This window comes from Alloprevotella rava (assembly GCF_014195585.1).
In the GTDB taxonomy this organism is placed as follows: Bacteria; Bacteroidota; Bacteroidia; order Bacteroidales; family Bacteroidaceae; genus Alloprevotella; species Alloprevotella rava.
Map to the genome: position 1 here is coordinate 376,549 of NZ_JACICA010000001.1, position 12,026 is coordinate 388,574.

General features: G+C 41.6%; 9 protein-coding genes. 1 reads left to right on the forward strand and 8 read right to left on the reverse strand.

Going from position 1 to position 12,026, the window contains the following annotated elements:
* Positions 1-364: 364 nt before the first annotated feature.
* The 3 genes from FHS60_RS01430 to FHS60_RS01440 all read right to left on the reverse strand — a co-directional run bounded on the left by FHS60_RS01430 (position 365) and on the right by FHS60_RS01440 (position 2,902).
* A complete protein-coding gene (locus FHS60_RS01430) occupies positions 365-1,300 on the reverse strand; it encodes an IS982 family transposase (protein ID WP_183693997.1) in 936 nt (311 codons plus the stop codon).
* 1,042 nt (positions 1,301-2,342) lie between these two features.
* Positions 2,343-2,636, reverse strand: coding sequence for a DUF2188 domain-containing protein (locus FHS60_RS01435; RefSeq protein WP_232528239.1), 294 nt, complete (start codon positions 2,634-2,636; stop codon positions 2,343-2,345).
* Positions 2,636-2,902: a hypothetical protein gene (locus FHS60_RS01440; protein WP_183694000.1), complete on the reverse strand. Its 267-nt coding sequence runs from the start codon at positions 2,900-2,902 to the stop codon at positions 2,636-2,638. The genes FHS60_RS01435 and FHS60_RS01440 overlap by 1 nt, the downstream gene beginning before the upstream one ends.
* A gap of 955 nt (positions 2,903-3,857) precedes the next feature.
* Between FHS60_RS01440 and FHS60_RS01445 the strand changes: the two genes are divergently transcribed.
* A complete protein-coding gene (locus tag FHS60_RS01445) occupies positions 3,858-6,074 on the forward strand; it encodes a hypothetical protein (protein WP_183694003.1) in 2,217 nt (738 codons plus the stop codon).
* A gap of 405 nt (positions 6,075-6,479) precedes the next feature.
* On the opposite strand, the gene FHS60_RS01450 is transcribed toward FHS60_RS01445, so the two are convergent.
* From FHS60_RS01450 to FHS60_RS01470, 5 genes are all read right to left on the reverse strand, one after another.
* Positions 6,480-7,673 carry a phage integrase SAM-like domain-containing protein gene (locus tag FHS60_RS01450; RefSeq protein WP_183694007.1) on the reverse strand — a complete coding sequence of 398 codons (1,194 nt, stop codon included), beginning with the start codon at positions 7,671-7,673 and terminating at the stop codon, positions 6,480-6,482.
* Positions 7,674-8,563: 890 nt separating this feature from the next.
* Positions 8,564-8,851 carry a hypothetical protein gene (locus FHS60_RS01455; RefSeq protein WP_183694010.1) on the reverse strand — a complete coding sequence of 96 codons (288 nt, stop codon included), beginning with the start codon at positions 8,849-8,851 and terminating at the stop codon, positions 8,564-8,566.
* An 11-nt stretch (positions 8,852-8,862) separates the two neighbouring features.
* Positions 8,863-9,837, reverse strand: coding sequence for a tetratricopeptide repeat protein (locus tag FHS60_RS01460; RefSeq protein ID WP_183694013.1), 975 nt, complete (start codon positions 9,835-9,837; stop codon positions 8,863-8,865).
* A gap of 27 nt (positions 9,838-9,864) precedes the next feature.
* Positions 9,865-11,034, reverse strand: a complete 1,170-nt coding sequence (locus tag FHS60_RS01465) for a nucleoside recognition domain-containing protein (protein WP_183694016.1) — start codon at positions 11,032-11,034, stop codon at positions 9,865-9,867.
* Positions 11,035-11,340: 306 nt separating this feature from the next.
* Positions 11,341-12,021 carry a nitroreductase family protein gene (locus FHS60_RS01470; RefSeq protein WP_183694019.1) on the reverse strand — a complete coding sequence of 227 codons (681 nt, stop codon included), beginning with the start codon at positions 12,019-12,021 and terminating at the stop codon, positions 11,341-11,343.
* Positions 12,022-12,026: the final 5 nt, after the last annotated feature.

A 12,026-nucleotide genomic window follows, 5' to 3' on the forward strand; every position in this document is an offset into this window, starting at 1 on the left:
TTTTTCAGCTCTCTTGGAGAGCAAAGGTTTTATGCTGCAAAAACGAAGTCATGCTGCATAAAACATACCTTGCTATTTGCTCCGACGCAAATAAATCCGCCTCGAAAGGCGGTGCTTTATCTTCTCGAAATGTATGTTTCAAAGCCATGAAATACCGGCTTATCGCTTGCTGCAAAGTTACGACCTCTTGTCCCCAAAGCCATTAAGAGAGACGAAGCCACAATTAACCAAATCGAAGCCACAAGTACGCACTTAACCCCAATTCGGTTTAAGAAACGCTCTTTCATGAGTTTCTTAAACCGCACACGCATCCTTTCGGCCTTGACCTAAAACCGAAGTATAATTGTTTCACGCAAATTATAGGTTAGAATAAAGTAAGCTGTTTTACACTCTGCTTTGCATCCCTCTCAAACTCCATATTGATGGAAGGTTTGGTGTCGTAGAAAGCATATGCAGCTATGCCAGCTAAAAGGTTAACGATGAAATTAGCGATACTTCTATGGCGTGTGTGAACTATCTGTGCAACGTTCTTCAACATATCATTGATAGTCTCTATGATACTTCTCTTGCGAAGCATGATTTTATCATGCACATCCATTAATCTGTTCTTCATATTAGTCCGTATCCCTGTTACGATATGTACACCTCTGTCAAAGAGTGAAGCAAAAAGTGATTGAGAAATATACCCTTTATCGGCATATAATTTTCCAAATAAATCCTTCGTCAAATCGTTGAATACTTTTGGGTTACGGTCGTCTACATTGGTTCGGGTTAGTGCAAAATTGAGTAATTCGTCTCGTTCATTACACAAAAGATGAAGTTTGAATCCATAGTACCATCCCATAGTACTTTTCCCCTTCTGGGCGTACCCTTTGAATACGCGATTACGGGATTGTCTCTTGTTTTCGCACACTGGAATACGTGTGGAATCGATAAAGGTTATCCCTGTGCATTCTCCCATTAATCCCAGTTTGAGAAAGAGCAAAAGGGGGATTGCAACACGAGGCATACGCTCAACAAAGCGTGTATAGGAGAGTAGATTGGGAAACTCTTTTTTTAGTTCTCGGCAAACATAGAAGAGATAGAAATGTTTGAAATTCCGAAATGTATTGCTGTGAAACAATATAAGAATTGTGATCATTTCAGCATCACTCATTCGTCCTTTTCTCTTGCGATGTTTTGGACTATTGGCAGAGGGATTTGAGAGCGAAAGAGAGGTTTTGTTCAATTCTAAATGATATTCTTTGCAGAAATCATCTGCAATACAATATATTTCCGTAACTTTGCTGACAAGTTTCATGAGGATTGTTATTTTGTTATATGATTGATTTTCAACAGTAAATATACAAAAAACAATCCTCTTTTTAGGCTTTTATTGAAACTTTTTTGAGGAAAAAGAAGTACTGCTTATCCCGAATTGGGGTACTTAGTAAAAGGAGGGGATTAGCTTGGAAGGCATCTATATTTGCCCCGTCAGACAGGTACTTATTAGTAGGATATGCCAACTTCCCCAAGCCTAAACACCTGTTTGTATCTGTTTGAACAAGCAACCAAGTATATGGAAATAGGAATGTGAATGGGCATGGGGCAACAGTTCCGTATATACTTGCACAAGTGTACAATGGGAGACATGTGGAAGGACGCATGCAAGTATAAACCCCATCATGTTTTCCGATACTTCGGCAAGGAGGCAAATATCCCACCAAGTAAGGTCCTGTTCCATTATCGAAACATCCAACGATATGCCCACATGGAAATCTATTCCTTTAAAGAGGCATTTCCCTATCTGCTTCTTCAAAGAAATAAAACAAGATGTGCATACACTATCTTACAAGTAGATGTAGAACCATTAAACAGAAAATGAAATCTATTTTTATCGTAACTTTTCTATTACTTGAATATAGAGTCGGGCGACAAGGATATTTAATGTGAATTTGTATGATTTATAATATCTGAAATATTAAACCCCAATTGGTCATTGGAAAAATTCTCTTTCTTTTGCAACTAAATCAGTTGCTTGTGCGCATAAAAATTAATGATCAACCTGTATTTATAGAAGACATAGAAAGACCTTTGCAAAACGCTATTTAGTCTAAAATAAAATTGTTTATCAATAAGTTATATGTTTGAGATCTCTCGTAAGGAGTTTTGCAGAGGTCTCATAGAGATTCTTTGTGTTTTTTTGTTCTCAAAAATCTCTAATGGTCGCTTTCGGTTAAACTTTGAAAAGAGGAATACAGCATTTCCAGTTGTTATGCGTCTATATGTGACAGAATAGGGGATTGAGAAAAATAAACCCCGACAAAGTTGCAGCTTGTCAGGGCACGTTCTAAATCTCGGTATTACCCTTCTGGTGGGTATGGGTCATTGCCGTAGCTATGCTTTTCACGAATACGTCCATCTAATCCGTGTATAGCAACTTCTTGACTGTTCTTAATCGCGATTTCACGAGCACGTTCAAATGCTTCTTGCTGTGTTCTGAAATTACCAGAACTACGTTGAGCATTTTCTTGCTTTACCTTCCATTGGTCGCCATCACGAACAACATGAATGTTCTTGCCTGCCATATTTACCTCCTTTCTGTTCTTAGTGGCAACATGTTTCAGGTTGCCGTTATTAACTCGGGAGTTCTTCATTAAAGCTCATTTGGGTTTCCGTCAAGATTCAAACCAGCCCATTGATAAACTCCATCTATTTCTGCTACTTGCGATACCAAAAGTCCATCATCCTCATCAACGAATTCCTTAAAATAGTCTCTTAAGCCTTTTGCATTAGTGTTAATACGCTTAAAGCACCAACAAGATTCAAGCATTCTAACTGCATTAAACTTTTTAAGCTCATCATATAGGGGCTGATAATCTCTTTTATTACGCAAATCATAACTCAAGAAAAATAAAGCCATTATTCATGAAATTATTTGTTAAACATTACGACTACTGTTTTGTACTTGGGGTGATCTCATTGGTAAGCAGCTCTATACCATACTAAATTCTTCAGATTACAGGGGAAGATAAGGAAGCCTGCTACATAATATAGTATATACAAATACTTTGCCAATGTTGAAGACAGGCTATTTTTTGAACATCTTATCTTATCTTGACAGTTCTCATGTCAGTTTGACATTCTCCAAAGTTACTTCTGTTGTCACATAAGAATTTCAAATATGAACAGAATGATAATTTCAATTGAAGAATAAGTTTGCGGTGGTAATGGATTGATAATTAGGTGTTTAGTTATATGTACCTGCCGGGTAAAGCCAAACGCTTCCGCCACAAAGGAGAGGGGCTGCGAATGCAAGTGCTACCCGAATTGATATTTTATATCTCAGTTTCATCTTGTCTGATTTTTTTGATTTTATGCGGATTCAGGAGGAGAGGGAGTTGAGTTTCCATTCCATTTTTCCCTACTTCTCGCATATCCGACATTTTTATGCGTCTTTCCATCGGGTCGGTCGTTTTCGTTTCGAGGCAACAAAGAGGTAGGGGGCAAGGACAACAAGCTTTAGGGCAAGAATACTACCTGTAATGAAATGGAAGTGTGGAGATTATCGTCTAAACGGCTTGCCGCACCGACCTTTTTTGTCCGTAGAAGCCCGGAACTACCTTTGCCGCTGACTACGAACAACCGATCCCGACATGATACATGGGCATAAGTGGAGGATGTGCAGGCGGAGAAGCGGGGCGAAAACAAAAAACGCAGTCTTCGGAGACTGCATTTTATCATAAGAATAGAATACACAAAAACAAAAAGCTGCCCCAATGACGGCTTAAGGAAAAAATCAAGAGAGAAAATTCTTTTTTCTTACGATATACCCTTACCTTTGTAATAGGTTATATCGTAATGACATGTATTAAAAAATGAATAAAATAAACTTAAACTTAGAACACTGCTTTGGCATTACAAAACTTTCACAAGAATTGACTTTCGAAGGTGAGAATGCGGTGCTTATTTATTCACCCAACGGTTTAATGAAGACCTCCTTTGCTAAAACACTACAATTATATGGGCAAGGGAAAGCTGACAAAGTCAAGGATGTAGTAGCAGATGTTGCTGGGAATATAGATATAAAGGATGAACATGGCAATGTCATATTACCTGCCTCAATATATGTATCAAATTGTGAAGAGCCTGATTCGGAAACACCAAAGAACATCACATCGTTTCTTGCTGACATTGTATTGAAGCAGCAATATGATAATATCCTAAAAACCTTGTCTGAAAAACAGAAAACCTTGTTCAAGGACATTAGCGACCACGCAAGAAGCACTGATATTATACCAGAATTTGTTCGAACATTCTGTGAAAGCAAGCCGAGCCTTTTCTATAGCAAGTTTGAGGAAGTGATGGCTGAGGTTGCTGGAAGCGAGATATGCTATAATTTTAAATATAATAGCATATTTGATAAAGATGGTAAGGTCAAAGCATTCATTGATTCTAATCATGAGGCCTTAAAAGATTATTCCGATAAATACCAAGCCATATTACAATCTTCGAAACTATTCAGGCAGAAAAATGGCAAAACATTTGGCACTTACCAAGCCTCTGAGTTATCTAAATCTGTTGCAGATAATGCATTCTTCGAAGTCAGCCATAAAATTGTATTGGGTGATGATGAAACCACAATTGATTCTGCAGCCTCGCTTGCAAATTTAATAAGTGACGAGCTTTCTGGCATTCTTAACGATGTCGCAGTCAAAAAAGCATTTGAAAAGATTGATAAAAAAGCCAGCGCAAACGAATCTTTGCGACAGTTCAAAGAGATAATTGAAAACCAACCAGATTTGGTAGATAAATTACTTGACTATGACAATTTTCACAAAGAAGTATGGAAAGGGTATTTTGCCAAATTTAAGGATAAGGCCGTTGACCTATTAACGGCTTATCAAGAAGCCAAACCCACATTAGACTCTGTGCTTCAACAAGCGGCAGGGCAAAGATCTGCTTGGGAAAAGACAATAAGTATTTTCAATAAAAGGTTCTCGGTTCCCTTTGAAGTAAAAATCAAGAATCAGACCGACCTTTTACTTAATGAGGAAGCGGCAGCATTATCTTTTGAATACAGCACTCAAGCTGGCCAAAAAGCAGTTGAGTCAAAAGTTTTGGAAGAAGTCGTTCTAAGTAAAGGGGAACTGAGGGCATTCTATACTCTACAACTGCTCTTTGCTATCGAAAAGATGAAACACGATGGAGGGCAAGAGCATATTCTTGTATTTGATGACATCTCAGATTCGTTTGACTACAAGAATAAATACGCGATAGTTGAATACCTTTGCGATTTGAAAGATGACGCAAGATTCAAGATGATAATCCTTACCCACAATTTTGATTTTTATCGAACAATATCATCCCGTCTGAGAGTTAAAAGAAATAGCACATACATGGCCTATAAGGAAGCTAATGATGAAATTAAATTTCATCAGGCTGAATATTTGAGAGAACCATTTAAACTCATAAAGAGCCATGCGGATAAACCTGAATTCTTTATCGCTTTAATCCCCTTGGTGCGTAACCTCATTGAATATACCAAAGATACTACTATAGATCCATCTAAGTCTGACTATTTAAAATTAACTTCGTGTCTACATGTTAAAACTGACACGGAAAATTTGACAGTAAACGACATTGTACAAATCGTTCGTAACAATATGGATATACATAATTTGCCAGTAGTAAATACTGATTTCAACATAAAAAATTACATTTACAACACGGCAGAAGCTCTCTGCAATCAACCAGTTCTTGATGAAATATATATTGAAAACAAGATAGTTTTTGCTGCTGGCATAAGGTTAAAAGCAGAAGATTATATGATATCTAAACTTAAACAAGTAATGTCCTTATATGATTTCAATAATTTCTATAACCGTATCACATCAAATCAGACTTCTGCACTCACAAAGAAATTTGAAGAACGATGCTCTCCAATTAACGACATACAGTTACTTATTAAAGAGGTAAATCTAATAACTCCTGAAAACATACACCTTAACAGTTTTATGTTTGAGCCACTTATCGACATGTCAGTATGGCGATTGAAAAAACTATATCAAGATATCAAGACGCAATTAGTGTAATAGACTTGTAATCCCTATTACGCTGAAGTGTTCGTAGAAAAGTCATCGTATATTCATAGAAACTTTGTGGTATCAATTAGCGATTAATTCTGTCCTTAAAATCGGTATTATGTTTATTGTCGGTTCAAAGTGGAGATTGTCGCCGTAACGGCTTGTCGACCCGACCTCTTTTGTCCATAGAAGCCCGGAACTACCTTTGCCGATGACAACGAACAACCAACCCCGACGATACACAGGCATAAGTGGAGGATGTGCAGGGAGAGAAGCAGGGCGAAAACAAAAAACGCAGTCTTCGAAGACTGCATTTCATCATAAGAATAGAATATACAGAAAACAAAAAGCTGCCCAACAGACGACTTTACGAAAATTTCAAGAGAGAAAATTCTTTTTTCTCACGATATACCTTTATCTTTGCAACAGACAAAGTGGTTCTTTGAAATGGCAAAATAAGGTGGAGTATAGAAGCTCGCTGGTTTCCTTATCGTTACCTACTTTCATTGGTAAGCAATTTAATCTATTGATTATTTGGTGTTTATGAAAATTTCTATGCTTTGCCATGTGCGTGGTAAAGGGAAAAGAAATACCTGTCCGCAGTCGTAAGGCTTTCAGGCAAGACTGATAAGCGGGATATTTAATGAATGGGAGCAATGTTTCCCTTTCATCGCTGTGCATTTTCTCGATTAGTCGGATGGCTTCGGGCAATAATTTGATGCGACAAAGCACACCCGTCTTCTGTCGGTTGAACTTTAACCAAAGGCTACCATTATCATCACGAACAAGATGCTTCTTACCAAGCATCATCAAATCACAATAGGCTGCACCGGTATAACAGGCGAAGAGAAACACATCACGAGTAGTTTCCATTTCCTCTTCCAATTCATCAAAGCGGAGTGCTTTGAGTTTGTCCAATGCTTCCTTGTCAAGTGCCTTGGGTGTTTTCTTGTCTCCCCGTTCTATATGGACATTATCAAACAGAAGCGTATCAGCCAGCCCCTCACGATAAGCCAGCCTACAGACAGTCTTCAAATCTGCTGCCACTCTGAAGAATGTGCTTTGCTGATAACCGAGTTCACCGAGACATAATGTCTGCAGTTCGTAGATGAAGTTTTCTGTCAGCTGCGAGAATGCCAAGTCCGAAACATTATATTTCTTTTGAATGAACTCCTGCAATCGTTTTCGGGTGAGACGATAGGCAGACATAGATGCTCTCTTCATATCTATACCGATGTGCGCTTCACGCTCCTTGATAAGCATATCCAGCCTTTCGATGAACATACACCGTGCCTGTACGCTGCCTTGAAACTGCTCTTTTACTTCGGTTGCGTCAAATAGGCAACCTTTGGCAATCAATGATTGATAAGCCGATTGAATGGAGAGTAGCAAATTCTCCAACTTCCCGTTAATCTCCACCGCATCGCGGCTCTTACCGTCCATCCTGCTCTCACGTGAATTCCACAAATCAGGATTACAGGAAAGCTTACAACTGAACTGGGCAATGGAACGCCCAATGGTAATACGTCCCATAATCGGAGCTTTCCCCGATTTGTCCAGACCGCTCTTTTTGAGGTAGAGCAGCACCTTCATCTTCTCTGTTTTCATACGCTTTAATATTTGTGGGCAAAATTACCCGAATTAAAGCGTTCCTCACTTACGCAGAAAACTGCCGGCTACAGCAACAGCCACACGAGCGAAAATAATTCAGTTACCGAATACTGCACCATCGTTACCTACATCAAAACAAGGTAATACTCTGGTAACTGAACTTCTACCTAAATCTGCACTTTTCTGCCTTTTACAAATAATGCAGCACCATGCAAATCAGAGCATTTCCTCCTCATTATCAGTTGGCTTACGCTAACTTCGATATTTTTTCATTTTCGTTGATTAGTTACGCCTAATTTTGAATCTGAATACACTACGAAACTGAATTCATAGGTCTATACTTATTTTGAGCAGCTACTTTGTAAGAAGTAGCTGCTTTTATTTTGTAAACGAATTTCTTGTTTTATGGCTGCGAGAAAGGCTTGAAATCCAAGTCGGAGTAAAGTAGTCCTCCAACGAGTCCGATTCGTCCGATCTGTCCAATAAGGAGATCTGAGAATACAATAAGGGTGTTTGAAAATTTCCTTATTGCGTCAGCCAGCACAATAAGGATGTCAGCTGACAGCCTTATTGTAATTTTGAGTGAGATTGGGCTGAAAAATCCGTCGAAAGGGCTTTTAGCCTCTCTTTTTATCTTGTTGAAATATATTTTTGAGATGTTTTTCCGAAAAACAATCCTTTTTCGTTCGATTTTTGAGAAGCTGATAGGCGGAAAGCCTTGAATCGGATTCTATTTCGCTCTGTGTCGTTGTAAAAATATTGGGCAGTTTTATATCTTTTGTTTGCTCCTGTTTTCAAGAAGAACGCCCGCTGAAATACAGGAGATTTCAGTGGGCGTAAAGAAGCAATATGTAGTTGAAATTATCTGCTCTATGAATGCTTGGCCTTTATCGGAGAATCAGAAAGAGAATGTCGCCGATGGTAAAGAGAGATCCACCGATGAGAAGGGCAAGACTGCGTTTCTCATAACCGCGACGGAACTCGTTAAGGCCAAAAAAGAAAGTGCTGACAGGGATAATCCACAGCATGTTACTCAGAAAGTAGAGCAGAAAGGCTAAGAGGGCGTTTGGGCTATAGCCAATGGTAGCTCCGCCAAAGAGAAAGAACACGCTCAGCAAGGTCGGGATGAGATTGAAGAAGGCCAGCGCCAGCAGGTGTTTTGGAAATTCGTTCATGATCGAGATGTTTAGAATTGGAACGGATTCTGTGCACGATAGCGTTGTTCCATCTTGTTTTCGATATTGGAGTATTCACCGTCAAGTTCTTTCGCGCTCTCCGGTTGGAGCTCTAAAGATTTCTTTAGGTCGTCTTCAGCGCCGAGTTTGTCGTTGAGCTGGAGCTTTACAGCCCCGCGAAGTTTGTAGGCAACGGCGTTGTCGGGCTGCAACTCTATGGCTTCATCGTAGAGAGCCAAGGCCTTGTCCAACTGATGGTGGAGAGCGTAGAAAGCCCCTAATTTCTCCATCGCTTCTATACTGAAAGGATTCATCTCGCGCACTTTTAAGTACGATTCTTCGGCTTCTATGTCGCGGCCAGTGCCCTGCAAAGCATCGGCATGCAGCAGAAGAAATTCTTCATTCTCATTGTCGAGCGCCAAAAGAGCCTCAGCATCGGCGAGTACTTCGTTGTACTGTCCCATAGAAGCCAGAATCTGGGCGCGAAGTAGGAGAGCAGCAGGATAGTGTTCTTCCTGTTGGAGAGCCTGCGTGAGAAAAGCGATGGCTTGAAAGTCTTGGTCAAGCCCATGTGCAGCTTCGCCCGCAAAATAGAGGGCGCGAGGATCGTCGGGGTGCTGCCCTCTGATTTTGTCAGCAAGAGCTTGTTCTGCCTCGTAGTTCTTTGTCCGTCCGTAGGTGCTGGCCAAGAGGAGGGCTACTTCGAGATTTTCGGGAGCAGCATCCAGCAAATGTTGAAGCTGCGGCACAGCCTCGTCGTAGCGTTGAAGGAGTATGAGCACTTCCACCAGATAGCTGCGCGTAGGTGCGTCTTCGCGAATCTCCAGAGCTTTTGTGAAGCACTGTTCCGCAAATATAAGTTCACCCATGTTCTTGGCGCGCACGCCGTCGTCATGGAAGATATTGAACATCTTTTCTGTGTCGTTCTTTTGATCCGCTTCCGTTTTAGGTTCGGAAGCTCCGAAGAGGTTTTTGAAAAATCCCATTTAGTATTATGTCTTTTCGTTCTATTTTCAGATAAGAGTTGTCAGCAGATAAAGCCAATGCGCTGCGACAGCAGCTGCAATGCCGCCGAAAGTGTGTGAGATAATAGCTTTCGATGTAAGCTCTCTGTAGCCCAGTGAGTCAAGCATTGCTGTGTGGGTGCTCAAGAATCCGCTCCAACACATACCAATGGCTGTGAAAACAGCAATAGCATTTCCGTCGAGCCAACCGTGTTGCACAAAATTAGGTACAAGGCTCAAGGCCGCTCCAACAGCTCCAAGCGCTGTGATAGGGAAGGCAATCTGATGGGGATCGGAGAAACCGAAGAGCCAGTCAAAGAACCAGTCCACTTTCTCAGCCAGCATGGGCAGCAGCTGAGTTCCCTCGTAAGCTCCGCCAGAGTATTGTCCCGATGCAGCAGGGCCGAAGGTGAGCATCATAACGAGCGTGGAGATGATGAGTACGCCAGGGATGATGGCAATACCGATGTCAACGCCTGAGCGGCCTCCATCGAGCAGCGCGTTCAAGGTGCGTAAGAATATGCTGTTTTCTCCTTGGTGTTCCACTTGTGCAGCCAAGGCGCGCTGGCCTTCGCGGGCTTCGGGATTTATTACCGCACTCTCTTCGACAAAGTTAGGGTACTTCTTGATAATGAAATGCTGCATCAGGCGTGTGGAAACGATGCAGCCGCAGAAGGCACCGAACAGTCCGATAAGCGGCTCGATGAAATAGCCTTGACCAATCATGAAGATGATAACGATAAGCCCCATTCCGAAAGCTGTACCGAAGTTGGTGAGGGAGATAAACTGATATTTCTTAAAGTAGCTGGCAAATCGCTTGTCTTTGGACAGCGTGATGATAGCTGGATTGTCGGACAGGAAAGTCAGCACCGCGCCCAGAGAGGCTACGCCCGGCAGGTTGAATAGCGGGCGCATGAGTGGGCGCAGGAGTTTTTCGAGCATATCCACTACACCAAACTCCACAAAGAGTTTGCCGATGGCTCCCGTAATGACGCATATGGCCATCAGGTAGAAGCACGTGTTGAGCAATAAGTCGTGCGCCGTCTTCATAATGGTGTTGAGCATATTTGCTGCACCCATTTTGCTGCCCATATAACAGAAAAGAGCGGTGATAAGGAGTAGGCATACGACACCTGAAGGGATTTTGTTGCCCAAACTTACTTTAAGGTTCTTTTTCATATTGGTGTTTTATTGTTTGTTTTTCTTGTTGAATGCGAAAAATATGATATTCATGCGCAACGCTATATCTGTTTTGAAACACTGTTGTTTGTGGCTACCGTTATCTTTGGGATAGCTTGGGCTGCAAAGTTTCGATGAAGCGAGCGTTGCGGTTGTTTTCATTCTTTGCGTAATTGGAGTAGACAAGATGATTAACTTGGTCGCGAATTTACGAGATTATTTTTACTCCCATACTAATTCTGTCTAAAAATGAAAAAGAGATGCAACAAAATGTAACATCTCTTTCTGTAAGTTGGCTTATGCGGTTTAGAAACCTCCGCCTTCCGTGCTTTCCTCTTCCTCTTCTGCTTGCGCGTTGGGGAAGTCTCCCACGTTGTAGCGTATGTTGTCTTTTGCGTACTTATCCTTCGGTTGAGCAGTGCCTTTGGGGTGGCCGAGCGCAACAACGCTGAGCGGCTTCAGATTTGAGGGAAGTTTCAAAGTATTACTAACTGAAGCTACGAGCGTCTTGGCTGGATAAACGCCCAACCATACTGCGCCCAGTCCTAAACTATGTGCAGCGAGCAGTATGTTCTGAGTCGCTGCTGAACAGTCCTCCACCCACCATTCTGTAGGTCTATGATCTTCATTCATGAGTGTAGGGTCGCCACAAATAGCTATGGCTGCGGGCGCAGTTTTCAAGGCTTGAGCGTAGGGTAGAGCTGAGGCAAGTTCTTGCAGCACGGCTTTGTCGTCAATGACAACAAACTTCCAGGGGCGTTGGTCCTTTGCCGTTGGAGCTGCCATAGCTGCGCGGCAGAGCGAGTCAAGCGTAGTGCGCGACACAGGCTCTGCAGTGTATTCCCGAATAGAGCTACGCGTCAATATGTTCTGAAATACGGCTTCGGAAGTGCTCACCTCTTGCGCTTTGTCGCCCATGAAAATACGGGCTTGAGCCGCCAGCAGAGCGATGGCAAGGAAGAGCGAAAGGATTTTATATTTGTTCATATAGA

Coding starts and splice junctions, on each gene's coding strand:
- FHS60_RS01430 (WP_183693997.1), bottom strand. CDS start 1,300: ATGAAACTTGTCAGCAAAGTTACGGAAATATATTGTATTGCAGATGAT.
- FHS60_RS01455 (WP_183694010.1), bottom strand. CDS start 8,851: ATGAACGAATTTCCAAAACACCTGCTGGCGCTGGCCTTCTTCAATCTC.
- FHS60_RS01470 (WP_183694019.1), bottom strand. CDS start 12,021: ATGAACAAATATAAAATCCTTTCGCTCTTCCTTGCCATCGCTCTGCTG.
- FHS60_RS01440 (WP_183694000.1), bottom strand. CDS start 2,902: ATGGCTTTATTTTTCTTGAGTTATGATTTGCGTAATAAAAGAGATTAT.
- FHS60_RS01450 (WP_183694007.1), bottom strand. CDS start 7,673: ATGAAAACAGAGAAGATGAAGGTGCTGCTCTACCTCAAAAAGAGCGGT.
- FHS60_RS01465 (WP_183694016.1), bottom strand. CDS start 11,034: ATGAAAAAGAACCTTAAAGTAAGTTTGGGCAACAAAATCCCTTCAGGT.
- FHS60_RS01460 (WP_183694013.1), bottom strand. CDS start 9,837: ATGGGATTTTTCAAAAACCTCTTCGGAGCTTCCGAACCTAAAACGGAA.
- FHS60_RS01435 (WP_232528239.1), bottom strand. CDS start 2,636: ATGAAGAACTCCCGAGTTAATAACGGCAACCTGAAACATGTTGCCACT.
- FHS60_RS01445 (WP_183694003.1), top strand. CDS start 3,858: ATGAATAAAATAAACTTAAACTTAGAACACTGCTTTGGCATTACAAAA.